Source organism: Prosthecobacter sp. (assembly GCF_034366625.1).
In the GTDB taxonomy this organism is placed as follows: domain Bacteria; phylum Verrucomicrobiota; class Verrucomicrobiia; order Verrucomicrobiales; family Verrucomicrobiaceae; genus Prosthecobacter.
Genome location: NZ_JAXMIH010000023.1, coordinates 408,439 through 431,797 on the forward strand (window position 1 = coordinate 408,439; position 23,359 = coordinate 431,797).

Genomic DNA, 23,359 nt, shown 5'->3' on the forward strand with positions numbered 1-23,359 from the left:
AATGGGCAAGTGCCTGTTTATGAACAATCAGAGCCGCTGTCAAGCCATGAACAGGGCCGCTGCCGCTCACAGCGGCCGGTCGTAGATGCGCTGGAACACCTCCGCCGCGTTCGGATCGATGATGGTGATGCCATCCGGGCCGAAGCGGGCGGTGACGGTCGCGCCCTTGCCTTCGTTGATGTATTTGAAGTTCAAATCACGCACACGGGCAGCGGCATCGACGATGGCGCAGGTGATGCGGGCCTCTTCGGCGGTGGGATAGAGTTCGGCGACAGTATCGCGTGATTCATTGGCAAACTTCACACGGCAGACCGCCACGAGGCCGACGGTGAGACTATCCACACCATAGCCGATGTAGCCTTTGGTGCCGTCTGGGCGCGTCACTTCGCGGGTGAAGTGGTTGTTGCTGGTGCGCGAGCCGCCACCGGCGTTCCACCAGCGGAATCCGCGGTACTGCTGGTCACTCTCCACCTTGCCGTCCGCGCCGAGGATCTCGTGGCCTTGATTGACCGGGCCTTCAAAGTCGGCGGGCGTGATCCAGTTGTTGTGGTAGTTGATCGACATGCCGTTGTCGTAGTCCACGCGTACCTGCACGGCGTCGAAGGCGTTGATGCCATCGCGGATGAGGCGCTGCTTCTGGCCCACGGCGGTGAGGCTCACGGGCTTTGATTTGTAGTAGCTCCAGATCAGATCCGTCCAGTGCGGGCCGACGTAGCTGAAGGGATCGCTGCTTTCCACCCACTTGAAGGTGCTGGTGCTCACTTCGAGCGGTTCTTCGAGATAGGCGGTGCCATAGAGCGGCGCGCCGATGCGATTTTGAATGTCATCGCGGATGCGCAGGTGGTCGGGGTCGTAGCGCTTGTGCATGTCCACGGCGACGATGAGGTTCTTCGCCTTTGCCGCGTCGATGATCTGATCCGACTCCTGGATCGAGAGACACATCGGTTTTTCCGTCAAAACGTGAACGCCTGCGGCCAGTGCCGCGAGGATCGGCTGCGTGTGCAGATGATCCGGCGTGGCCACGGCCATCACATCGAGATCGGGAAACGCCTTCAAGATGTCATTCCACGGCTCATCGCCGTGAAAAGCACGCGGCTCGTGTCCGGTGATGTCCTTGAAGGCGGCGGCGGCTTTCTTCGCTGATTTCTCGCTGCGCGTGGCCACGGCGACGAGATCAAACTTCACCCCGGCGAGTTCGCGCGAGTATTTGTCCAATCCGACACGTGCGAGTTGGCCGGCGATGCCGAAGCGCTGCAAGTCCGCGTAGGCGCGTGCGTGAACATCTCCGCCGAACATGCCGGCACCGACGAGGGCGATCTTGATGGTGGGTTCCATGGTAAACCGCATGGAACGCGGACCCGATCTCTGCGCAAGACAGGATGCTGATACCGGAGTGCCGATTTTAGGTATGTTTGAGGAAGCCCAAGATCATCGTTCGGAGGGACGAAGAACCGTGCAGGGACTCCTTGCGCTCGACGCTGGCGCAGAGGGACAAAGCTTCCGATGCGCAGTGCGGTGAGTTTGAGTCGGCATCTGCGGAGTTTTGAACGAACGAGGACGCATGCGAAGCTGCCGGGGATCATGAATGCATTTCTAAAACAATCTGCCGCCTGACTCAGGTTCCCATTCCTGTTCCCACGATTTCGCTCCGTGTGCTTCTGCGACGCTCCAGAGCTGCTGAGGTGAAGGTAGCGGGGGCAAGATGTGACGGAATGGAGGCTCAGATCCGGCCAAAAAGATGACCGGGTGGCATCTTGGGGCTACCTCCAGGGCCCGCCACCCGGTTCATCCTTTTGCCAACCTTGATGTTTTTCTGCCGAAAGAAGCTGTCCTGCTGAGAGACTGCCTGATTCAGTAGACAAATACAAATTATCAGCCTAATTTGATATTATGCAATTCAAAAGTGAAAAAATTATCAAAGATGGCTTTTTCGCAGGCTGCGTGTCACAAATTTCCCGTTCTTCTTTGTGGGGAATATGGTGAGCAGAGCTCGGGACAGATAAGGACCGCTCAAGACGCACGGCTCCAACTTTCTCGGTTCTGACAGCGATCATCATTTTGGTGCCGACACCGGAGGCTTCGGAAACGGCTGCCCGCCCTGCTCAATGAAGGCCTTCTCCACCTGCGCGAGGAGGAAGTTGCCGACGTAGCGGGCGATGCGCTCGTTCTTTTTCAGCGTGGACATGATGGTGGGCACGGCGGCTTCTAATTCAGCGGGATCTTTGCCGGCGAACTTCTTCACCTCATCCTGCAAGGCGATGAAGAAGGCCTGCTGATCCTCCAGCAGTTCCGGACCGCCCATGGGGCCGTGACCGGGGCAGACAACCTTTGCGCCGAGTTTCTTCACCGCTTCGAGAGTCTTGATCCACTCGCCGATGTTGCCGTCGCCAGTGAAGTTGTAGGCACCGTTGACACAGGCATCGCCGCTGAAGAGGATTTTTTCGTTCGGCAGCCAGGCCCAGCCGTCGCCGTGCGTGTGCGCGGTGCCGAAGTGCAGCAACTCGACGCGGTTCTTGCCATCGTCGAAGATCATCTCGCTTTTGTACAGCAGCGTCGGTGCCTTGAGCTTGCTCTCGGCGACATCTTTGCGGCCCTTCGCGGCATCCTGCCAGCGGCCGGGTTTGTCGCCGAAGAGGCCGGTTTCGTATTTCTTCATCTCTTCCAGCGCGCCGACATGCGCGACGGGTGTCGCGCCTTTTTCGAGCCAGACCTGGTTTCCATACGCGTGATCGCCGTGGTGATGCGTGTCGAAGGCAAAGCGCACCGGCTTGTCCGTGAGCGCCTCGATCTTGGGGATGATGACGCGGGCACCGGAAGGGAAATTGGCATCAATCACGAGCACGTAGTCCGCAAAGATGATCCAGCCGTTGTTGCAGTGGCCGTAAGGTTTGATCTCGCCCTCATGGAAATAGACATTCGGGGCGATGTTTTCGACTTTGTTCACCTCCGCGTGAGATGGGAGCGCGGAGAGACAGAGGATGGCGAAGACGGCTGACAGGTGAGTGAAGAAGATGGATTTCATGATGGCTGGTGGTGAAACGCTGCCAAAAGCGGATTTTCACACGGCCAAATATCCGCGCCAATTCATGAGGATGTGTTGCCGGGGCGACGATTCTGCGACAGGCGTTGCCGGGTGAACCCATCATCCTTCCGCAACCATGCCATCCAACCCGCGACCTGGATTGCTACGGCTGAGCGCACCGCCTTTGAAGCGGCAGGCACGACGGCACATCGGCTGGCGTCGGGATCGGAGGGCTGGGTGGAGCGGCTGGGTGATGATGCGATGATCTCGCACAAGAATGGCGCTGCGCTGAACGAACTGGCCGCCGGGCTAGTGGTGTGGAGCGCGCAGGCGCAGTGGACACCGGCGCGAGTCTTCACGCGCTTCCTGCCATTGAAGAATCATGAGCGTGTCTCGCCCATCCTGAGATCGGGAGATGCCTCATTGCCGATCACGACAGTGGTGACGGAGGCAGGGATCCGCTATGGGCTTGATTTCGGCACGGGCTACAGTCACGGCCTGTTTCTGGATCAACGTGCAAACCGCGCCAAGCTGCATGCACTGAAGCCAAAGCGCCTGCTGAACACCTTTGCCTACACCTGCAGTTTCAGCGTCGTGGCCGGCCTCGCGGGCGCGGAGACGGTGAGCGTGGATCTGTCCCGCAAGTCGCTGGATCGCGGCAAACAGAACCTTGCCCTCAATGGCATCGCAGAGGCCGGGCATCGCTTCATCAATGATGATACGCTGGAGTTGCTGCCGAAGCTGGGGCATCGCGGCGAGCGCTTTGATGCCATCGTCCTCGATCCGCCGACGTTCTCGCGCGGCAACAACGGTCGCCTTTGGCAGGTGGAGCAGCACTTTGAGGATCTGATGCTCGCCGCGCTGGAGGTGGCGGCACCCAAGTGCGCGATCCTGCTGTCCACCAACTGCACGAAGCTCAATCCTACCGTCATGGAACGACAGGCACGTGCCTGTGCGAAGATCAAGCGCCGCACCACGGAATACATGCGCATGGCAGCGGCGGTGGATTTCCCGCCAGGTCATGGTGCCAGCACCCTTTGGATGATGGTTCGCTAAATCAGTCCACCAGCCACGATTTCATTCGCTCACCCATCACTTTTGCGATGGCGGCATTTCCCGCCGCATCGGGATGCACGCCGTCTTTAAGCAGAGCGACATCGGGCACGACACCGAAGAGACTGACGAACTCGCTGTGCGTCTCGGTGGCGAGTTTCGCAAAGGCATCACTGAGTTCACGCAGCTTCGCCTCACGTTGATCACCGATGGGCTTCGTTGGCCCGAGTGCGGCCTTGTTGATGTTGGTGGGACCGACGAGGAGCAGGGGAAGCTTCACGCCATAAGCAGCGCGCGCTTTCTCGATCATCGCACGCAGATTCGCCACGGCCTTCGGCACGCATTCAGCCGTGATGTCGCGGGAGTCATTCATGCCGAGTGCGATCACCAAAGCGTCCGTTTTCAAATGCCGTTGCAGCATCGCTTCGAACTCCTTCACCGAGTTCGTCGGGCGACCGCCCTTGCCTTCGTTGATCAGCGTCAGCGTCCCGGCGGACTCTTTCTCGACCTGCTTCACCCAAGCTCCGCCAGCCGTGATCGAGTCGCCAAACACGATCACCGTGCGCGGCTTTGTGCTATTCTGAGCCAAGACACCCAACGTCAGAGCCAGGAGGAGAAGAAAAGCACGGATCATGATTTCTCGAAGCTAACGCTGTGGTGGAGGTGGTTCAGGTGGCGAGGAACTGTCAGGCTTTTTCACGCGTAGCACGACTTTGGGACCAGGAATGAAGCCACTGCTTCCACTGCCACCGGTCCACTTGCCGTCGGATGAATTGCTCTTAAAGGGCCGGGGCGCTTTGTTGTTTTGTTTCTGACTTCTCATCGTCTTGTGTGTGCTGGTTGGGCCGGATGCGATCTGCATCATTCGCAGCCCCATGAATCGTTGCGGCAGATGACGAATTTGGCAAAGCAAAATCCCATCCTTCAACCTCGCAACGATTGGGGGAAAGGTCCGGCCCGCATTTCCTCAAGCGCCCTGCTTCTTCTTCGGCGGTTTGGGCGATTGATCAGACGCTTTGATCTTGGCGAATACCTTTTGAGCATAGTCCGAGGTTTGTTCCGGCGTGAGCTCGGGATGCTTTTCTTGACGCGATTTCATGAGTTCTTTGAACTTGTCACGCGCTTCAGGCGAGAGAGAGGCATACATCTCACGGCCCTGCTCACCGAGGAAGGAAGACGGGCGCATTTTGTCGCCATCCTTCTTACTGGAGCCGGCCATTTGAGCCCTTGAGCCGTCTTTTCCTGCACTTCCCGGGGAAAGCTGCTGCCCCTGATAGTGCATGGCGACGATCTCCTCCCCGACCTGCATCTCAATCTGCGTCTGATAGAGATCGGCACCGGCGCTGGCCGTCATGAGCCGCCATCCTTGCGCGTTGGGCTCCTCCGAAACCACGAATCGCTGCTTCGTCTCCTTGTTTAACACAGTGGCAATCGGATGGCCATCGACATAGGCGATGCCGGTGAGTTGCAGGGATTCCTGTAGATTCACGGCGCGGGTGAAGGGCGAGTGGGTCACCAAATCGTCCGCGAAACTGAAATCGAGCGGCTGCGGCAGATCGGGATCTGCCACAGGAGCATCACCAGCCCGCAAGCAGGACACGGACAAGAGAATGGCGCTGACACGAACGAGGAACTTCATTGGGGCCACCACAAACGACCGTCTGCCAAGGGTCTATCATGATTCCATACAGCCTCATAAACTCGCGTTGAACCGGTCCAAGTGTGCTGCTCAAAAGAGTTCGCCCTGCAAAGGCGGTTTCGGAGGCGGCGGTGGCAGAGGTGAGATGATGGTAATGCTGCCTTCGGGGTTGAACGTGCCGAAGAGCGCGAAGCGAGTGTCACGGAAGTAAGCGGCTTCTTCAGAAGTCGTGGCGGTAGTCACCAACTTGGCGATCCGGTAAGGTTCGCCGTTCTTTCCTGTGATCGGCGGTTCCAGCACAAAGAACAACCTCGCTCCGGTCGGTGCCGGTCCCCAGTTGATTTCATCGGTGTCGTCGTCTCTGACCGCGACCTCAGCGACTCCCTCGGTTTGCGCGAGATCGTGCCCCGGCTTGCTGAGCCACCACTGGAGTTTCTCGTTCTGTGCGGAGCCGCCCCAGAGCCCCTTGATCTTCGTGCCGTCGGCGAACGTCAAGGAAAGGGACTGACTCGCCTTCCAAAGCGTGCCATCAAGAGTGCGGAAGAGGTGGGGCATTTGATGAGAGCATTTCCACATTGGGGAAATGCAGTCAAACCGCATGAAGCATGCTTACTGCGTCTTCGCCATATCACGGAACACGATCTGCGACGGATTGCCGACCGGTGTGTAGTGGCCGGTGAAGGTCAGCTTGCCGGTTTTCTTGTCCACGCGGAAGACGGCAATGTGATCAGCACGCTGATTGCAGCAGTAAAGGAAGCTGTTGGTCGGATCGAACGTGAAACTGCGCGGGTAGTCGCCGTGCGTCCACTCTTCGGCCACGAAAGTGAGCGTGCCGTCCTTCCCGACAGCGAAGATGGCGATGCTGTCGTGGAGGCGGTTGCCGGCATAGACGAACTTGCCATCGGTGGAGACAGCGATCTCGGAGCAGAAGTTGCTGCCCGCATAGCCCGGTGGCAGGCTGGGGAGTGTCTGGCGTGAGGTGAGGCGGCCTTTGTCCGCATCATAGTCGAACAGCACGACGGTGGAGCCTTCCTCCTGGATGGAATAGAACCAGCGTCCGTTCGGGTGAAACGCGAAGTGACGCGGGCCATCGCCCGCTGGCAACGAGACAAAGGGCGGATCGTTCGCGGTGAGCGTGCCTTTCTCCGCATCGAATTTCCACACGAGTATTTGATCGAGGCCGAGATCGACGTGAATGACAAATTTGCCTGAGGGATCGGCCTCAATCATGTGCGCATGAGTTTGATCATGGCCACTGATGGCAAAGCTGCCCGGTGCGGCGTTTGTGGCCTTGGTGGATCCGATCTTGCCAGCGTCCTTCTTCACATCTGTTGCTTCGCCGAGACTACCATCCGGTTTGATCGGCAGCACGGCCACGGAACCGCCGAAATAGTTCGCCACGAGCACAAACTTGCCGCTGGGATGGACGCTCAAATGCGCCGGGCCTTTGCCGCCGGAACTGACGCTGTTCAGCAGCTTCAGCGAGCCGTCTTTCTCGACAGCGAAGGCGCTGACGGTGCCGGATTCATTCTCACCGAGACGCTCAGTCTCATTGCCGGAATAAAGACGCGTTTTGTCCGCATTGAAGGCGAGGCAGCTCGGACTTGTGCCCATTTCATACACACCCGCAGGTTTCATCGCCCCAGTGGCACGATCCACCTCAAACAAATGGATGCCGCGTCCGTTCCCAGGCGGCAGATCGACCTGCGTGGCCTTCATGTTCTTCAACGGCGAGGTGTAGGTGCCCACATAGGCCATGAGCGGCGCCCTGGCCCTGCCGGACTCTGCTCCGAAAAGTGGCTCCAGGGCAGCACTGAACGCGAAGGCGGAGGAGGTTTTGAAAAAGGAACGGCGGGCAAGGCCGGGCGGAGTCACAGGGAAAGGAGGCATCATGGTGAGTGATGGGGCTACGTCACCAACCATCACGGCTTTGCAGCCTCTCGCTTCCTTCGGACGCTCAATCGCCCGATACAGACGCTTCACTTGCTCCTGCCGTGCCATCCGCAGGCTTCGCCGCAGATGGAATGAAGGACGAGGCGGCGGTCTTTTTCGTCGCCCCCGAAGTGGCCTTTGCAGGAGGCAGATAAGCATTGTGCTTGCGGCCTCCTGACCAACCGCGATCAGAACTGCTGTTCTTGAACGGTCGGGAGGCTATTTGTTCCGAATGGAAGGCCTCCGCGTGTTCGGAGAACAGCAGGTGCATAGGAGCCGCGGCAATGGCATTCGCTAGAATGCTGTCTGGAAAATCGTTGGCTGAGAATGAAGCTCTTCTGGATCCTCCTGCTGGCCGTTGCTGTCCCGCTCCGTGCAGAGTTTGCTTTTCAGGATGGCGACACCGTGGTGTTTCTTGGCGACAGCATCACGGCAGCGCGGCGCTACGACCGGATCATTGAAAACTACACACTGCTCCGCTATCCGCAGCGGCATGTGAAATTTTTCAATGCCGGCAAGGGCGGCGATACGATGACGGGCGCCCTGGATCGATTGCAGCGCGAGGTCTTTGATCGTCATGCGACGGTGCTTACGGTGGCTTTTGGCGTGAATGACATCGGCTGGGGCATGAAGGCGGATGAGGAGCACAAGGCGGCGTATCTCCGCTCGCTGCGCACGCTCATCGAGCGTTGCCAGGAAAAGCAGGTGCGCGTGTTTCTCTGCTCACCGGCCATCACCAACGAAGACCCGGATCGCTCGGAGAGAGGCTTTTTGCAGCAGATGTGCGATGAGGGGCTCGCGCTGGCAAAGAGTCTCGGCGCGGAGACGGTCGATATTCTGCGCTCGATGCGGAAGGTGCAGCGCCATGTGCTCGTCGTGAACAAGACGCAAAAAGATCCGGCCAGGCACACGAAGCTGCATGTGGAGGACGGCGTGCATTTGAATGAACTCGGCCAGCTCGCCATGGCGGTCGCCCTCTTGAAAGGCCTCGGTGCGCCTGCGGAGGTTTCATCGGCGGAGATCGATGCGGCATCCGCGCGTCCGCTTGCCGCGAGCGGATGCACGATCACCAATGTGAAGGCGACGGCGGACAGCGTGGTGTTTGACCGGCTCGACGAAGGGCTGCCGCTCAACTTCGGCACCTTCGGTGCGCTGAACTTCATGTTCATCCCCGTGCCCCAGGAGCTGAACCGCTATATGCTCACCGTGCGTGGCCTCGCGGCCGGAAAGTATGATCTGCGCGCCGGTGGACGGGCCTTGGGCAAGTTTACCAACAAACAACTTGCCGCCGGTCTGAACATTTCCTCCATGACTGCGAACGGCTGGGAACCGGGTGGTCCGTGGGATGCCCAGGCCGCCGCACTGAAGATGGTGACTGATGCGCGTATGGAGATCCTCGGCTCGCAATCCTACAGCGAGAATTTCCTGTCAAACCATCCAGGCGTGGAGGCCGTGCGCCAGGAAACCCAGGCCACACTGGAGAGCCTGGAAGCTCTCCAGCGCAAGTATGCGTCACCCGCCACGGTTCATTTCGAAGTGAAGAGGACGGGCGATGAGTGATGAAGGCTAGCTCACCACCTTCTTCACAAAGCAGGCCCTCAGGCCAATGAGCACTCCCTCCATCTTGCAGGAGATCTCGTGATCGCCGTCCACAAGGCGGATGGGCTTGGACTTCATCCCGATTTTGAGAACCTGAGAAGACCCCTTCAGTTGCAAGTCCTTGATCATCGCCACGATGTCACCATCGGCGAGCACTGCACCGTAGGCATCCTTGACGACACGTTCGGCATCGGGCGCATCCGGCGCGGCTTCTTTGGGCCATTCGTGACCGCAGGTCATGCATTCAAAGCGTTCGGGGTGGTCCAAAACGTCGTTCATCTCGCACATCGGGCAGGCTGGGTTGCTCATAGGCAGACAGAAGAACCACATCCTGCTCGAACACAACAGGTTCCACCCAGCTCTTCGAACTCGTCGAGGAGGAAACCGTGCCTCCTCGACGACTGGAGTGAACTGTTTGTCAGCGTTGCCGCCTTTCCTCAGGCTTTTTCTCCTGCGGGGCGGCCGGCTGAGGAGCAGGCGGGGGTGAGGGTGCCTGTCTTGCTGGGGGAGGTGGGCGGAGTTGAGGTGGGGTCTCCTGGCCCTGAGGCGACGGCTGGGGTGCCGCCAGCGGCGGCTGAGGCATGGGACGTGCTTGGGGCTGGAAGGGGCGGAACTGCGGAGTCTCCGCACGTTTCTCCTCACGAGCTTTCTCAGGGACGTCGGGGCGGCGCTGAATCTCTGGTGGACGAACTTGAGGCGGTTGCACAGGTTGCGGCATGGGAGCTGGCTTCACACTGGGAGCTTCCGGTCGGGGCATCGGGCTCGGCGGTCGTGCCTTGGGCTCGGATTGAGGTTCTGGCATGGGCACCGGGCGCGCTTTGGGTGGGCTGGGTGGCGGTGAATCGGGGGCCAAAGGGCGACGCCCTCCCGGTCCGAAATCAAGCCTGCCATCACGATTCCCAGGCAGATCAGGCCTCACCTTGGGAGGCGTTAGATTAGGCTCTGGTACCAGCTTGGGGGTGGCGGGCTTACCATCCGCTTTCGGACTGGTTTCAGTGCCGGGTTTGCCGGGAACGAGTTGCGGCTTTGAACCCTCCCCAGGCTTGATCCCGGATGGACGGTCATCGCTGTCAGGGCGGCCATCGGGACCACGGCCGGGACGGCCATCGGGGCGTAAATCTGGACGACTGTCCGGCCCCAGACCGGGGCGGTCCGCACGGCCCGGCATGCTAGGACGGCGTGCCTCGCCCGGTGCAGGAGGATCCTCCTTCACGCCGGGTTTGCCCTCGGGGCTTAATGGCTGAGCTTTGCGCACTTCATCATCGACGCGGCGTGGATCGGGGCGCTGGGCGGTGCCCCAGCGTTCCTGAGGTTGCAGAGCCCGGCCCACAGCAGGCGGCGGCACATCGCTGGTGGCGACCAGAGGCGTTTTTTCCGGCAGTTTTTCCGCTTTGGCCTTCGCGAGTTCCTCACGCTGTCGAGCACGCAGACGCTCCGCAGCATTGGAGTCGCTGAGGCCGCTCCAGCCACGGTCAATTTCCGGGCGGTCAAAGCGTTCACGCACGCGCGGCGGCAAAGCTCGTGTTTCTTCTTTCTTCACCGTGGGGGCGGCAACCACCAACTGATCATTCTCGATGCGGGAGAGGCTGCGGAAGCCTCCATGACGTGCGTTCTGATTGTCGATCCAGTCGCGGCGGAAGCTGTCTTCGTCGCGACGAAGTGTCAGGCGTCTCACGCGGTTTTCACCCAGCCTGTCGATGCGGGTCGGATCGGGGCCGCCGACAAAGATGTTGTTCACAACATTCTGCTGATACGTGATGTTGGTGATGTTTACCGAGCGGTCGATGAAGGTGAAGTTACGGCTGCGGTCCACGATGAAGGGACGCAACGACGAGCGCGTGGCGAACGAGCGGATGGGGACAAAGCTATAGTAAGCGGGACCGACATCGTAGTAGCTGTCCGTCCACCAGTTGAAGCCAATGCTGATGTTCCAGCGTGCTTCGGGTGGCAGCGGTGCCCAGCCGATGTAGTCATCGGTTTGTCGCCAAGACACCCAGGCTGGCGCCCATTCGTATCCGGGCACCCAAACCCAGCGACCAAACATGCGCAGCCAGCGACCATAGTGATAAGTGGCCCAGCCGAAGTCCTCATTCGAGATCCAGGTCCAGCCGGCGTTTGTATAGGCCCAGTAGCCGTCGGAATAAGGCGACCAATAGGCATTTCGTGACGCCCTCGGCTCCCAGACATAACCGTAGTTTCGGGTGTAAATCCAATCACCGTAGGAATCGAGAGCATCGTAGAAGAAGTCGATGGATATCCCCACGTCCGCGCGGGCAGTCGGCACTGGTGTGGCCACCGCGAAAAGGGCGGCGCACAGCAGAAAAGAAAGATGTTTCATGGTTGGATGGTGGTTGAGTTGTGTTTATCATCGTCATTGGATACGACGGTTGCTCTTTATCATCCGGCTCAAAAGGGGTTCCTGGCTGCCTGATAGATGCCTCAGGAGGACTGGTTTCCTTCCCTCCCCATCCTCATGTCTCTCCTCGAACGCCTCTTTTCCATCCCGGTCATCCGCAAAGGCATCTGGCGGCTGTGGTATCCTTTTCTCACGCGGCGGTTGCAGGGTGAGGAGGTGCTGTTTCTCAACTACGCCTTTGAAACCGATCCACCGGTCGGTTTGAAGCTCGATCCTGATGACGAACCGAACCGCGCCTGCATCCAGCTTTATCATCACGTCGCCACCCAGGTCGATCTGCGCGGCAAAGAGGTGCTCGAAGTGAGCTGCGGCCATGGTGGTGGCGCGTCGTGGCTCACGCGCACGATGCAGCCGTCTGGCTATACCGGTCTCGATCTCAATCCCACGGGCATTCATTTTTGCCAGCAGCGCCATCGCGTGTCCGGCCTCACCTTTGTACAGGGAGATGCACAGAAGCTCCCCTTGCCCGACAACTCGCTCGACGCCGTCATCAATGTCGAAGCCTCGCACTGCTACCCTGATTTCCCCGGCTTCCTCGCCGAAGTCGCGCGCGTGCTGCGCCCAGGCGGCCACTTCTTATATGCCGATTTTCGTTTTCGCGATCAGTTCGCTGATTGGGAAAGCGTCATGGCCAACGCACCGTTGCAAATCGTGCAGACACGCAACATCCGTGACGAAGTCCTGCGTGGCATGAATTGCAATGCGGCACGCAGCGAGGCGCTCATCTGCCAGCGTCTGCCCAAGTTTCTGCATTCCCTGGGCCGCGATTTCGCCGGTCTGCCCGGATCACGCGTGTACGAGGCGCTGAAGGGCGGCGATCTGGCCTACCGCTCGTGGTGCCTGCGCAAAAGCTGAACCAAAATGGGCAGACGTGTGCGCTCAGCCTTCCGAAGCATGGCTGCGGCGACGGATGACGCGGTCTTCCCGTGGCGCAGCCATGGCAAGAGTGCGCTTGTCGTCTGCCTTGCGGTTCATGACGAAGTGGTTGTTTTCTCCATACTCGGCCCACGGTCCCTCGGGGATATCCGCGAACTCCACGAACTTCCAGTCCGTCATGTCACTGCCATCGAGGCCGAGAAAATCGCGCACGGCGGGCGAGACATCGAGACCGGCGTTGTGATTGGGATTGGGCTTCGGACGCGCATCGCCAAAGACGTACTCCGAGTCATTTGTGGTGAAGGGTCCGGCATCCTCCCACTGCGCGTAGCAGACGCGGTCGCCTTTGCGAATGGCGATCCAGCGGCCCTTGCACACGGACTTCCACTTGCTGGTGAAGCCCTCCTTGAACCACGGGATGAGGCTGCGAGCTTCTTTCTTATGACCATTCTGCGCGATGTCGTTGTAGGGGAGCGCCACATAGAACGGGTTCTGCTTCGGAGTGAAGTTGGCAGGCAGAAAGCCCTTTCGAGCCTTGGGACTGGGGTCGTCGTAACCGCCGTAATGCTTCGCCCAGTTCTCGTCCCAACTGCTCGCATGGTTGGGCACGGGATTATTCGCTGAGGGATCTTCACCGATCCAGAAGACCGTGGTGTTAATGTGGCACTTCCACGCGTGGCTGTCCGCAGTCTCGGCTTGGCTCACTTTTTCAGCAGGGGGAGAGTGCGTCACATGATGTGCGGTTGAGAGGTGTCGAGTTTGTGATTTCCCATGAGGAGGACGGTCTCCAAACGGCGGGCTGCTGTCCTCGTACTCCTCACCCGCGACACAGGAGAACGGGGACTTGGACTTTTTGCAACCCTTGGAGGGTTTCGTCTCCTTGGACAGATTGATCTTCCCCGTGGGTGCCGCCATTGACACCACGGCGGACAAAATCAGGCTGGACCGTTTGAACCACGTGCGTTTTTTCATGGCTGGCCTCCAAAATGGCGAAGTTGGTTGGCGCAAAGCACCCTTCGCGCACCTCCCCGCCACGCCGGGCAGGACGGCACTTGGAAGCATGGTCAATGATCTTGGGAACACAATGAAAAATTGGTTGTGACCATGGCATGGCCTATGCGGCTGACCGGAGCATCGGCAACACTTCACATGGCTTCAAAGCTCCATCGCAAAGCGATGCACGTGATGTTCATGCTCCTGCACCGTTAGAATCGCGGCACACCGGAATCGAGATGGAGCCGGGCACAGCCTGCTTGCTTCGCTCGGCTGGTGGATCAGCGCCAGTGCCTGCAAACTTCCCTGTTTGTCGGTAAACTTTGCCCGCCACCACCCCGGGACAATACGGAGGTGTTTTTAAGCCTTTGCTTACCGTCCACTTCCGTCTGTCCGGTTTAGCGTTGTGAAGTCTGATCGAGGCGCTCGGGCCTGACGAAAGCCGTCGGCGGCTCTGATCCTAAGTTTTTCCTGCTTTCCCATGAATGAAATAAAACCCCAAGATACCAACGCCGCTGAGCGGGCACTGCATCTGCTTGGCCGGCCGGCTGTCAGTTTCACCCTGGCCGCAGGTACAGCCTGGCTCGTGGTCGTTCTCGCCGGCATGTTCCTGCTGCTGCGTTATTCCCAAGCGGCCGGCCTTGCAGGGAATCCTCCCGCACAATGGCCGGTTGCAAGCCTGGTGCCGCAGTCAACCGGCATGCACAGCCTGATCTTGTTCCTGCATCCGCACTGCCCATGCTCCAGAGCCAGCATCGGCGAACTGGAACAGATCATGACGCACTGCCAGGGGCAGGTCAGCGCTCAGGTCCTGTTCGTCCAGCCTGCGGAGATGTCCGAGGCGTGGGCGCACACCGGCTTATGGCATACCGCGGCAGCCATTCCCGGCGTGAGTGTTCGTTGTGATCACGCCGGCGTCGAAGCCCGACGCTTTCAGGCGCTGACATCAGGCCAGACGTTGCTCTACGATCCTGCCGGGGCCTTGCTGTTCCAAGGCGGCATAACCCTTTCCCGCAGTCATGCCGGGGACAATCCCGGGCGCAGTGCCGTGGAGTCTCTGGTGCGGCACGAGAGTTCTGATCCTGCCCAAACATGGGTCTTCGGCTGTGCTCTGGGTGTGGCAGAAATTCAGAAAGGATGTGTGGCATGCAAACCATGATCGCAAACACACCTCCGCCGGACACCGCGTTGCAACAACGCGCGATGGCGCTGTTTCAGGCCGCAGAAAACGACCTGCACAAGCACACGGATCAACTGTTTGCCAAGCTGATGATCTTCCAGTGGGTGGCCGGCATTGCCGCCGCGTTGTGGATCTCTCCCCGGACCTGGATCGGCGTTTCGAGCGAGACCCATGTGCATGTATGGGCCGCGCTGTTCCTCGGCGGAGCGATCAGCGGTCTGCCGGTCTGGATGGCCTGGCGGCAGCCCGGCCGGCCCTTGACACGCCATGTCATTGCCGCCGCCCAGATGCTAACCTCAGCGCTGTTGATCCATCTGACCGGCGGACGTATTGAAACACACTTCCATGTCTTCGGTTCGCTGGCTTTTCTCGCGTTCTACCGGGACTGGCGTGTGCTTCTGACGGCCACGGTGGTGGTGGCCGCAGATCATCTGGCCCGTGGCCTGTTCTGGCCGCAATCCGTCTTCGGCGTGCTCACCGCCAGCCCCTGGCGCTGGCTTGAGCACGCAGGCTGGGTGCTCTTTGAAGACGCCTTTCTGCTGCTCTCCAACGGCAGGATGCTGGGTGCCATGTTCGAGGTCGCCATGCGTCGTGCCAGACTTGAGGGCAATAATGTGGAGATCGAACGGCAGGTGACGGAGCGCACCGCGCAACTCAGCGCCGCGCAGGCGCAGTTGGTCAATGCTTCGCGTCAGGCTGGCATGGCGGAGATCGCCACCAACGTCCTGCACAACGTCGGCAACGTGCTCAACAGCGTCAACGTTTCCGCCGAGTCGGTGGCAGGGAAAGTCCGGCAGTTCAGAATCGGCCGTCTCAAAAGTGTGGCCGCCTTGCTCACCGAGCATCGCGAAACACTGCCCGAGTTTCTCACCAGCGACCCGAAGGGCCGTGTGCTCCCGGATTATCTGGTGAAACTTGCCGATGAACTGGCCGGACCCCAGAATGAGATCTTGGAGGAGGTGGAGTCGCTCAAGAACAACATCGAGCACATCAAGGAAGTCGTGGCCATGCAGCAGGCCTACGCCCGCCGGTCGGGTGTGGTGGGAACCTTCCCGGTCATCGATATGGTCGAGGACGCCATCCGCATCAACAATGCCGCTTTGCACCGCCACGGTGTGCATCTGGTCCGGGAATATGAAACCGTGCCGCCCGTGGTGACCGACCGCCACAAGGTGCTGCAGATACTCGTGAATTTGCTGAGCAATGCCAAATACGCCGTGGACCACAACACTGGAGACAAACGGCTCGTGGTACGCGTGACCCTCGTCGAGGCGGATCATGTCGAGATCGCCGTCATCGACAATGGCACCGGCATCGCGGCGGAAAACCTCACGCAGATCTTTGGCCATGGCTTCACCACCAAGGACGAAGGCCACGGCTTCGGCCTGCACAGTGGTGCCCTGGCGGCCCGTGAGCTGGGCGGCGCTCTGACAGCAAGCAGCGACGGTCCGGGCCAGGGCGCGGTCTTCACCTTGCGGCTGCCCATCAACAACCCAGACCTCCAATAATGCACTCCTCCATGACCAACCGGCGCATCCTTGTCATCGACGACAACCGCGCCATCCACGCCGATTTCCGTAAAATCCTGTGTCCGCCCGCCACCACGGGCGATGATCTGCTGGCCGACGAGGAGATCCTGTTTGGCACCAGTGCATCGAAGTCCACGATGTTCTGTGAAATTGACGTCGCCTCACAGGGTGAGGAAGGACTGGCCATGGTGCAGCAGTCCCTTGCTGAAGGCCGGCCCTATGCCATGGCCTTTATGGACATGCGCATGCCGCCTGGCTGGGACGGGATCGAAACAACGCGGCAGATCTGGGCCGTCTGCCCGGACATGCAGATCGTGATTTGCACCGCCTACTCCGACTACTCCTGGGATCAGATGCAGGAGCAGATCACACCGCGTGACCGCCTGCTCATCCTGAAAAAGCCTTTCGATACCGTCGAGGTGTTGCAGATGGCCAATATGCTGACCGAAAAATGGCGGCTGCTCCAGGAATCCAGATGGCAGATGCACGATCTCGAAGAACGGGTGCAGATGCGCACGCAGGAGCTGGAGTCATCCCGGCTCGCCGCCATGAACATGATGGAGGAAGCCGTGCGCAACCGCGAAAGTGAGCGGCAGGCCTGTGAAATCCTCCGGCATGAAATGGTGGAGCGCGGCAAACTGGAGGAACGCTTTCGCGAACAGGCCGCCCTGCTCGATAAAACCCGTGATGCCATCGTTGTCCGCGACCTTGGGCATCGCATCACCTACTGGAACAAGGGCGCCGAGCTGATCTACGGCTGGACCGCCGGGGAAGTCATCGGCCGCAGGATCACCGAGCTGCTCTATCGTGAGGCCGCGCCGTTTGAACGGGCCTGCGCCACCGTCGTTCGGAATGGTGAGTGGAACGGAGAGCTGCACGAGGTCAACAAGGCCGGGGCGCCGCTGCTGGTCGAAGGCCGCTGCACCTTGTTGCGCGACTCCTACGGTCAGCCGCATGGCATCCTCGCGATCAACACGGACATCACGGAAAAGAAGAAACTCGAACAGCAGTTCCTTCGCGCCCAGCGCATGGACAGCATCGGCACCCTGGCCGGCGGCATCGCGCATGATCTTAACAATGCGCTGACTCCCATCTTGATGTCCATCGAGCTGCTGAAGCTCCAGGAAAAAGACGCGGGCCGCGCGAGCGTGCTCTCAACCATTGAAAGCAGCGCCAAACGTGGCGCCGGCATGGTCAGGCAGTTGCTCTCCTTCGCCAGCGGGGTTGAAGGGCGGCAGTTGGTGGTGCAGGTCGGCCATCTGCTCAAGGAGATTGAAAAATTCGCCAATGAGACCTTCCTCAAGACCATTGAGGTGCGCAGCGAAATCCCGGCGGATTTATGGACCGTTCAGGGCGATCCCACCCAGCTCCATCAGGTGCTGCTCAATCTCTGCGTCAATGCACGTGATGCCATGCCCAACGGCGGCATGCTCAAGCTCTCCGCCTGCAATCTGATGATCGATGAGAACTACGTCGGCCTCAATGGTGAGGGCAACCCGGGCCCGCACATTATGATCCAGGTGGAGGACACCGGTACCGGCATGCCGCCGGAGGTGATCGAGCGTATCTTCGAGCCGTTTTTCACCACCAAGGAGCTGGGCAAGGGCACCGGCCTGGGTCTGTCCACCACCCTGGGCATCATCAAGAACCACGGCGGCTTCATGCGCGTTCACAGCGAGGTGGGGAAGGGCGCCCAGTTCCGTGTCCATCTGCCATCGCAGGAAGTGCCCGAGGCAGGAACTGTCTCCCCCCTTCCCATGGAGCTGCCTCGCGGGCACGGCGAACTCGTGCTCGTCGTGGATGACGAGTCCGAGGTGCGGCAGATCACCCGGCAGACACTGGAGGCCTTTGGCTACCAGGTGCTGCTGGCGGCCGACGGAGCCGAGGCGACTGCACTCTACGCGTCCCGGCAGCATGACATCGCGGCGGTGCTCACCGACATGATGATGCCCACCATGGACGGACCGGCAACCATCCAGGTGCTCATACGCATCAATCCGGAGGTCCGCATCATTGCCGCGAGCGGCGTGAATGCCAACGGCATGGAGGCCAAGGCCGTCAACGCTGGCGTCAAACACTTCATCCCCAAGCCCTACACCGCCGAAACCCTGCTGAAAACACTGTGCTGCACACTGGGAGCCTGACTCACGCCATCACTTCCAGCAGCATCTTCTGGATGTTATTCTTCCCAGATTTCGGAAACGGACGCGGCATCGGTTGGGCGATGTCATTCGCATCAATCGTTCGGCAGCGCAGCTCGTAGCTGCCAGGGGCGATTTTGAGCGGTTTCGCAGCCCAGCGGCAGAGCGTGTGGCGCAGCGGCCATTCACGCGGCTTTTTCGTGACAGGATCAAACTGCGCTGGATGCAACGGCGCGCTTTTGAAGCCCGCAATCGTCGTGCCATCAAAGGGAACGATCTGCGCGTCCTGCCACGGAGCTTTGGTGAAGTGAGGATCATTCGCAGGAAGTGGCTCGCGCACATCGCGCAGCCAGAACTGCACCTTTTTCAGGCCGGAGATGCCGATCTGGGCGTTGCCGTGGATGGTGTAGGCGTCGCTGACGCTGATTTTGCCGGGCAGATCGGCGAAGCGGGCAAAGGTCTTGAGCCAACTGTTGATGTCGTTGTTGCCGTTCGCATAGGTGTCGTCGGACTGATGCGCGTTGGTGAAGCCGACGCGCTGCAGCCACTTCACCGATTTAAAACCATACGCCTCCGGCACAATCATGCGCACGGGACCGCCGCGTTCACCGGTGAGGAATTCGCCGTTGAGCTTGTAGCAGAGAATCACCGGCAGTTCGCCCGGCGAATCTTCAAAGACGCGGTTCATCGGCAGGTAGCATTTGAACATCTGCTTCGGATCCTCGTTGTGATGACCGTGATACCAGACGTGGCGCAGATTTTCGACCGGACCACAGTGCCAAAGCACATCGCGCAACGGCACGCCCTCCCACAGCCCATGACCGAGCGGATCGGCGAGGTTGTTGCAGGTGATGACCTTCAAATAACTCACCGCCTTCGTCTTCGCGATCTCCATCAGCTTGTCGAACGTGAGAGCGGTGCCGTTGCTGCGCAGCATGGGGCGCTCGATCTTTGAGTTACTGGCCGGATCGGTGATGATCTCAAGCTGCCACGTCTCGCGCACCATGCCGATCTCGCGTTGTTTCTCGATGGGGAGCTTGTAGGGCAGCGGATTGCCGCGCTCCACGTTGTAAAAATCACCCGAAGGCGTGATGCAGCATCCACCGTCCTCGCACACTGGGCCGGCCTTCTTCCCGGCGGCCTGTACTTCTGCGCTGGTGAACGCCGCAGCCCCTGCGGCGCCGAGTTTGAACAAGTCGCGGCGGCTGAACGATTTCGGTTTCATGGCGACAGATCAAACGGTCGCACCCTGGCTCACTTTGCCTGGAAATAGCCGCGCTGCTTCTCGCTGATGGGCAGGCCGAGCTTTTCCATGACCTTGAGCATGTCTTCCCACACCTGGCGTTTGGCACGAATGCCGTCGCCCATTTTCTCCTCACGCAGGAGATACGATGGATGATAAGTGATCATGGTGGGAATGCCGCTGGTGCTGTGAAAACGACCGCGCAGGCCGCCCACGCTGCCGGGAATACCGAGTCCTTCTGCGGCGGTGGCACCAAGAGCGACGATGACCTGCGGTTTGATGAGATCGATCTCGGTGAGCACGAAGGGCAGGCAGGCGCGCATCTCCTCGGCAGTCGGTTTGCGATTGCCGCTGCCCTGGTTGTCCATCGCGGGGCGGAATTTGCAGATGTTGCTGATGTACACCTGCGGTCGGTCGAGCCCCATCGCCTTGATGATGGCGGTGAGCTTCTGGCCGGCAGGGCCGACAAAAGGCTCGCGCAGTTTTTCCTCCTCCGCGCCCGGTGCTTCGCCCACAAACATCAAAGACGCATGTGGATCGCCCACGGCGAAGACCATCGTCTTGCGCAGACTGTTCATCGCACGCGCTGGCTCCCACGTTTCAGCCAGCGCACGCAGCGCGGCGAGCCTCTCCTCAATCGTATCGCCTGCGACCTCGATCAAATCGACTTTCTTCGTCTCCGCTGGTGGATTCTCGAGAATGCGTCGTGCCGAGGGCGAGGACTCGATGGAGATCGGCTCCGGTTCAGGAATATCCCGCGTTGCAGGTTTGCGGCTAAGTCCCTGCACCTTGTCCAGCGTTCCTGGACGCAGCGGGATGTGCGTCACGCCCTGAAGCTGGCGTTGCTGCAGGTGTTGTTTGAGAAGGCTGGAGGCGGCTGACATGTGGGGAATGACAAATGGAGAGCCGAGCGAAGCGAGACAGACGACTGAAAGGAGCCCGGAGGGTAGCGAAGCGTATCAATGGCGAACGATGCATGAATGTCGAATGCGGAGATGGCCATGCTCGCTGCTGCGCGGTGGTGAATTTTAGCCCTTGCACTTGGCGGCGGAGTCTTAACATCCGCATCAACCATCCACTCACGCCATGAACCGAATCTTCACTCTCGCGGTCAGTGTGCTCCTCATCGTCGTCACCTGCGCCGCAGGAGCCGACAAGTCCAAATCACCGAAACTGCCGGACTACCCGAAGCAGAAGAACATCAACGCCGCCCTCAAGCAGCTCGCCAAGGCCAAGGAACTCGCCAAAGGCAGTGCCAAAGAAGTGGCCGACGCCGTCGTGTATCTCAAAAAAGCCGAGATCCAATTGTCGAAGGACCGGGGCAACAAGCACGGTTCCTTCAAGGAAAGCGCCTACCGTCTCAGCGGTCAGGCTGCCAAGGATCTGGAGAACGGCCTCGCCGACAAGGCCCTGCACAACATCGAGGAGGCCATCGCAGCTACTCACAAGGCTGGCAAGGCCGGGGAGGATTGAAGAGGGTCACGCTCTGCGGCTCAGCCGCATGTCCATCCACACGGCGAGAATCAGCACGACGCCGCGGGCGATGAATTTGCGTTCCGGCGGCACGGACATGAGCGTCATGCCGTTCAGGAGGCAGGCGATGATCAAAGCGCCGAGCAGCACGCCCAAAACGGTGCCGCGTCCGCCGCGCAAGCTCACACCACCGATGACGCAGGCGGCGACGGCATCGAGTTCCATCAGATCACCGACCGTCGTCGTGGATGAACCTGCATATGCGGTCTGCATGAAGCCGGTGATGGCCACGATGGCTCCCATGCCGCTGTAAGCCGCGATGACGGTGCGTTTCATTGGCACGCCGGAAACGAACGCGGCCTCGGTATTGCCTCCGATGGCATACAAATGCCTGCCAAGAGCCGTGTGCTGTGTCACGGCATAAACAATCATCGTTACGCCACCGAGAATGAGCGATGGCAGGGGAATGCCGCGAAACTGGCCGGTGACGAGCACAAACAACGCGATGGCCTGCGCCGTGATGAACAGCCGCATGAAGGCCATCTCCTTGCTGTCCACGGCGAAACCATGCGCGAGGCGGCGTTTGCGGGCGCTGATCGTGGTGAAAACCAACGCGAGCACGAGCACCGCTGCGAGCATCCAGCCGAGATGCACCGGCAGATAATAGGTGGTGAGCAGCGAGTAGAGATTGCTCTGGCCGCCGGGAGCTACGGGCACGGTGGCGTTGTCGATGACGAGCCAGAACAGGCCTTTGAAGATCAACAGCGCCCCAAGAGTGACGATGAACGATGGCATTCGCTCGCGGACGATGAACGCGCCCATCGCCATCCAGATCAGCACGCCGCAGAGCAGGCCCAATCCAAGCGCGGCAGGAGCGGGCAGGTGATGATGAAACACCAGCACGCTCGCAATGCCGCCGAGCAATCCCACGCCGCTGCCCGCGGACAAATCGATGTGTCCTGGCAGCAGGATGAGCAGCATGCCCATCGCCAGCGTGGCGGTGATCGACAGTTCCGTCGCGAGCATCGACAGATTGCGCGCGCCGAGGAACGCCGGTTCCTTGAAGGCAAAGAATGCGACAATCGCGAGCAGCGCGATGGCGATGGGCAGTTCTCGGAAGCGGAAGCTCACAGCGGCTCAGTCTTGGAAGGCAAGGAAGATGCCGATGATGATGAGTGCGATCACAATCGCGATGGTGATCTTCACCCAGCTCAGCGGATACTCGCCGGTGATCTTGCCGGTGGCTCCGTTCACGGCCACCTGGTAGTTTTTCGTGCCGTAGGTGTAAGTGAGCAACCAGACGGGCAGCAGGACGTGCTTGAAGGTCTGGGCGCTGAAGGTGGGGGAGATTTGCAGGTTGCGATGCGTGTCGCCGGGGATCTGGGCGATGCATTGGCTCCGCAGGATGTCATCCATGCGACCGCGTGAATCCTGCGCCGCGTTGATGAGATCGATCTGATACTGCTCCACGACCCAGCCGGAGAGATAGCCGGGATCGTAGGGCAACAAATCCGTCGTGGTGGGAAAGGGCTGGAGCTTTTCGAGCAGGTTCGGATGCACGCCTTTCGACGCAGGCACGAGCACGTCGTCAAAATCAGTGCTCACATGACCTGAGGCATATTCCCAGCGCGTGTGGCGCGTGCGGTTACCCTTGCTGTCGGTCGTGTAGTAATAGTGGCCTGCCTCCGCTTCCCACGGGCATTCGGCATGCGCGTCGAAGGTCCAGTAAGGCAGATACAGACCATGCAGCGTGTCGGTGAGCGCTTTTTGCCCGAGCGCGTTCGGTGCCCAGAAGTGGCTGCCATACCAGCGGCGGATGTCCTCGCGCACCTGGCTCTGCGCGATCTTGAATGGAAGCTGGCTGCCGGGCCGGATCGGCGCACCGACATCGTCCACGGCAAGAATCGCGGGGGAACCGCAGAAGTCGCAGTTCTGCGCCACACGTTTTTCATCGAAAACCGAGATCGCATGACAGCTCTGGCACTTCACGGTCTTGCGCACTGCCGCCCAGCCGCGTTGGTCATCCGGGATGGCTCGCAGCATGGCGACGAGGTCGTTTTCCTCCACCAGAGTGCCGTCAGCCTTCAACTCAGCAGGCGACTCGGTGCCACAGTAGGGACAGACGAGCGCGTGTTTCGACGGCGTCCAGACAGCCTCGGCCCCGCAGGCCGGACAGGCGAATTTTGAAATGGCGGTGACTTCGGACATGGGCGCGATTTACCGGAGAAATGCGCACTCTGTCCATTCCAAAAACCTGGCGAAG

The 23,359-nt window shown here is 60.0% G+C and carries 20 protein-coding genes; 7 read left to right on the forward strand and 13 right to left on the reverse strand.

What is annotated here, in order from left to right; all coding sequences use genetic code 11:
- Nucleotides 1-66 precede the first annotated feature (66 nt).
- Nucleotides 67-1,335, reverse strand: a complete 1,269-nt coding sequence (locus U1A53_RS22275; RefSeq protein ID WP_322284068.1) for a Gfo/Idh/MocA family oxidoreductase — start codon at nt 1,333-1,335, stop codon at nt 67-69.
- Nucleotides 1,336-2,053: 718 nt separating this feature from the next.
- Complete coding sequence (locus U1A53_RS22280) at nt 2,054-3,022, reverse strand: MBL fold metallo-hydrolase (RefSeq protein WP_322284069.1); 969 nt, start codon at nt 3,020-3,022, stop codon at nt 2,054-2,056.
- A 111-nt stretch (nt 3,023-3,133) separates the two neighbouring features.
- Here U1A53_RS22280 and U1A53_RS22285 point away from each other — a divergent pair, with 111 nt between their 5' ends.
- Complete coding sequence (locus tag U1A53_RS22285) at nt 3,134-4,078, forward strand: class I SAM-dependent methyltransferase (protein WP_322284070.1); 945 nt, start codon at nt 3,134-3,136, stop codon at nt 4,076-4,078.
- 1 nt (nt 4,079) lies between these two features.
- On the opposite strand, the gene U1A53_RS22290 is transcribed toward U1A53_RS22285, so the two are convergent.
- The 4 genes from U1A53_RS22290 to U1A53_RS22305 form a co-directional block, all read right to left on the reverse strand.
- Nucleotides 4,080-4,709, reverse strand: coding sequence for an SGNH/GDSL hydrolase family protein (locus tag U1A53_RS22290; protein WP_322284071.1), 630 nt, complete (start codon nt 4,707-4,709; stop codon nt 4,080-4,082).
- Between the two features lie 333 nt (nt 4,710-5,042).
- Complete coding sequence (locus tag U1A53_RS22295; protein WP_322284072.1) at nt 5,043-5,714, reverse strand: hypothetical protein; 672 nt, start codon at nt 5,712-5,714, stop codon at nt 5,043-5,045.
- Between the two features lie 90 nt (nt 5,715-5,804).
- Complete coding sequence (locus tag U1A53_RS22300; RefSeq protein ID WP_322284073.1) at nt 5,805-6,269, reverse strand: hypothetical protein; 465 nt, start codon at nt 6,267-6,269, stop codon at nt 5,805-5,807.
- Between the two features lie 54 nt (nt 6,270-6,323).
- Entirely contained in the window at nt 6,324-7,607 is a 1,284-nt protein-coding gene (locus U1A53_RS22305) for a lactonase family protein (protein WP_322284074.1), read from the reverse strand.
- Between the two features lie 366 nt (nt 7,608-7,973).
- On the opposite strand from U1A53_RS22305, the gene U1A53_RS22310 reads away from it, so the two are divergent.
- The gene (locus U1A53_RS22310; RefSeq protein ID WP_322284075.1) at nt 7,974-9,206 is read left to right on the forward strand and encodes an SGNH/GDSL hydrolase family protein; all 1,233 of its coding nucleotides are present in this window, start codon (nt 7,974-7,976) and stop codon (nt 9,204-9,206) included.
- Nucleotides 9,207-9,212: 6 nt separating this feature from the next.
- On the opposite strand, the gene U1A53_RS22315 is transcribed toward U1A53_RS22310, so the two are convergent.
- Together U1A53_RS22315 and U1A53_RS22320 are read right to left on the reverse strand one after the other, a co-directional pair.
- Nucleotides 9,213-9,554 (reverse strand): zinc ribbon domain-containing protein YjdM, encoded by a 342-nt coding sequence (locus U1A53_RS22315; protein WP_322284076.1) that lies wholly within the window; start codon nt 9,552-9,554, stop codon nt 9,213-9,215.
- A 109-nt stretch (nt 9,555-9,663) separates the two neighbouring features.
- Entirely contained in the window at nt 9,664-11,583 is a 1,920-nt protein-coding gene (locus U1A53_RS22320) for a DUF6600 domain-containing protein (RefSeq protein ID WP_322284077.1), read from the reverse strand.
- Nucleotides 11,584-11,718: 135 nt separating this feature from the next.
- Here U1A53_RS22320 and U1A53_RS22325 point away from each other — a divergent pair, with 135 nt between their 5' ends.
- Nucleotides 11,719-12,516, forward strand: coding sequence for a phthiotriol/phenolphthiotriol dimycocerosates methyltransferase (locus tag U1A53_RS22325; protein ID WP_322284078.1), 798 nt, complete (start codon nt 11,719-11,721; stop codon nt 12,514-12,516).
- Nucleotides 12,517-12,540: 24 nt separating this feature from the next.
- On the opposite strand, the gene U1A53_RS22330 is transcribed toward U1A53_RS22325, so the two are convergent.
- Nucleotides 12,541-13,269, reverse strand: a complete 729-nt coding sequence (locus U1A53_RS22330; protein WP_322284079.1) for a hypothetical protein — start codon at nt 13,267-13,269, stop codon at nt 12,541-12,543.
- Nucleotides 13,270-14,011: 742 nt separating this feature from the next.
- Here U1A53_RS22330 and U1A53_RS22335 point away from each other — a divergent pair.
- The 3 genes from U1A53_RS22335 to U1A53_RS22345 are packed head-to-tail and all read left to right on the forward strand — an operon-like array spanning nt 14,012 to nt 18,383.
- Nucleotides 14,012-14,689: a hypothetical protein gene (locus U1A53_RS22335; RefSeq protein ID WP_322284080.1), complete on the forward strand. Its 678-nt coding sequence runs from the start codon at nt 14,012-14,014 to the stop codon at nt 14,687-14,689.
- Nucleotides 14,677-16,218: an ATP-binding protein gene (locus U1A53_RS22340; protein WP_322284081.1), complete on the forward strand. Its 1,542-nt coding sequence runs from the start codon at nt 14,677-14,679 to the stop codon at nt 16,216-16,218. Before U1A53_RS22335 ends, U1A53_RS22340 begins: the two co-directional genes overlap by 13 nt.
- An 11-nt stretch (nt 16,219-16,229) precedes the next feature.
- Nucleotides 16,230-18,383 carry a response regulator gene (locus U1A53_RS22345; protein ID WP_322284082.1) on the forward strand — a complete coding sequence of 718 codons (2,154 nt, stop codon included), beginning with the start codon at nt 16,230-16,232 and terminating at the stop codon, nt 18,381-18,383.
- A gap of 1 nt (nt 18,384) precedes the next feature.
- Here the strand turns inward: U1A53_RS22345 and U1A53_RS22350 are convergent, their stop codons facing one another.
- Together U1A53_RS22350 and U1A53_RS22355 are read right to left on the reverse strand one after the other, a co-directional pair.
- Entirely contained in the window at nt 18,385-19,605 is a 1,221-nt protein-coding gene (locus U1A53_RS22350; RefSeq protein ID WP_322284083.1) for a molybdopterin-dependent oxidoreductase, read from the reverse strand.
- 29 nt (nt 19,606-19,634) lie between these two features.
- On the reverse strand, nt 19,635-20,507 hold the full coding sequence (locus U1A53_RS22355) for a uracil-DNA glycosylase (RefSeq protein WP_322284084.1): 873 nt from the start codon (nt 20,505-20,507) through the stop codon (nt 19,635-19,637).
- Between the two features lie 202 nt (nt 20,508-20,709).
- On the opposite strand from U1A53_RS22355, the gene U1A53_RS22360 reads away from it, so the two are divergent.
- Complete coding sequence (locus tag U1A53_RS22360) at nt 20,710-21,096, forward strand: hypothetical protein (RefSeq protein WP_322284085.1); 387 nt, start codon at nt 20,710-20,712, stop codon at nt 21,094-21,096.
- A 6-nt stretch (nt 21,097-21,102) separates the two neighbouring features.
- Here U1A53_RS22360 and U1A53_RS22365 read toward each other — a convergent pair whose 3' ends face one another.
- Both U1A53_RS22365 and U1A53_RS22370 read right to left on the reverse strand, forming a co-directional pair.
- A complete protein-coding gene (locus U1A53_RS22365) occupies nt 21,103-22,227 on the reverse strand; it encodes a hypothetical protein (RefSeq protein WP_322284086.1) in 1,125 nt (374 codons plus the stop codon).
- Between the two features lie 6 nt (nt 22,228-22,233).
- Nucleotides 22,234-23,304: a zinc ribbon domain-containing protein gene (locus U1A53_RS22370; protein ID WP_322284087.1), complete on the reverse strand. Its 1,071-nt coding sequence runs from the start codon at nt 23,302-23,304 to the stop codon at nt 22,234-22,236.
- Between the last annotated feature and the right edge of the window lie 55 nt (nt 23,305-23,359).

Excerpts from the sequence above, each read along its gene's own strand:
- U1A53_RS22275 (WP_322284068.1), bottom strand. The coding sequence starts at position 1,335 with ATGGAACCCACCATCAAGATCGCCCTCGTCGGTGCCGGCATGTTCGGC.
- U1A53_RS22280 (WP_322284069.1), bottom strand. The coding sequence starts at position 3,022 with ATGAAATCCATCTTCTTCACTCACCTGTCAGCCGTCTTCGCCATCCTC.
- U1A53_RS22290 (WP_322284071.1), bottom strand. The coding sequence starts at position 4,709 with ATGATCCGTGCTTTTCTTCTCCTCCTGGCTCTGACGTTGGGTGTCTTG.
- U1A53_RS22295 (WP_322284072.1), bottom strand. The coding sequence starts at position 5,714 with ATGAAGTTCCTCGTTCGTGTCAGCGCCATTCTCTTGTCCGTGTCCTGC.
- U1A53_RS22300 (WP_322284073.1), bottom strand. The coding sequence starts at position 6,269 with ATGCCCCACCTCTTCCGCACTCTTGATGGCACGCTTTGGAAGGCGAGT.
- U1A53_RS22305 (WP_322284074.1), bottom strand. The coding sequence starts at position 7,607 with ATGATGCCTCCTTTCCCTGTGACTCCGCCCGGCCTTGCCCGCCGTTCC.
- U1A53_RS22310 (WP_322284075.1), top strand. The coding sequence starts at position 7,974 with ATGAAGCTCTTCTGGATCCTCCTGCTGGCCGTTGCTGTCCCGCTCCGT.
- U1A53_RS22315 (WP_322284076.1), bottom strand. The coding sequence starts at position 9,554 with ATGAGCAACCCAGCCTGCCCGATGTGCGAGATGAACGACGTTTTGGAC.
- U1A53_RS22320 (WP_322284077.1), bottom strand. The coding sequence starts at position 11,583 with ATGAAACATCTTTCTTTTCTGCTGTGCGCCGCCCTTTTCGCGGTGGCC.
- U1A53_RS22325 (WP_322284078.1), top strand. The coding sequence starts at position 11,719 with ATGTCTCTCCTCGAACGCCTCTTTTCCATCCCGGTCATCCGCAAAGGC.
- U1A53_RS22335 (WP_322284080.1), top strand. The coding sequence starts at position 14,012 with ATGAATGAAATAAAACCCCAAGATACCAACGCCGCTGAGCGGGCACTG.
- U1A53_RS22340 (WP_322284081.1), top strand. The coding sequence starts at position 14,677 with ATGCAAACCATGATCGCAAACACACCTCCGCCGGACACCGCGTTGCAA.
- U1A53_RS22345 (WP_322284082.1), top strand. The coding sequence starts at position 16,230 with ATGACCAACCGGCGCATCCTTGTCATCGACGACAACCGCGCCATCCAC.
- U1A53_RS22350 (WP_322284083.1), bottom strand. The coding sequence starts at position 19,605 with ATGAAACCGAAATCGTTCAGCCGCCGCGACTTGTTCAAACTCGGCGCC.
- U1A53_RS22355 (WP_322284084.1), bottom strand. The coding sequence starts at position 20,507 with ATGTCAGCCGCCTCCAGCCTTCTCAAACAACACCTGCAGCAACGCCAG.
- U1A53_RS22360 (WP_322284085.1), top strand. The coding sequence starts at position 20,710 with ATGAACCGAATCTTCACTCTCGCGGTCAGTGTGCTCCTCATCGTCGTC.
- U1A53_RS22370 (WP_322284087.1), bottom strand. The coding sequence starts at position 23,304 with ATGTCCGAAGTCACCGCCATTTCAAAATTCGCCTGTCCGGCCTGCGGG.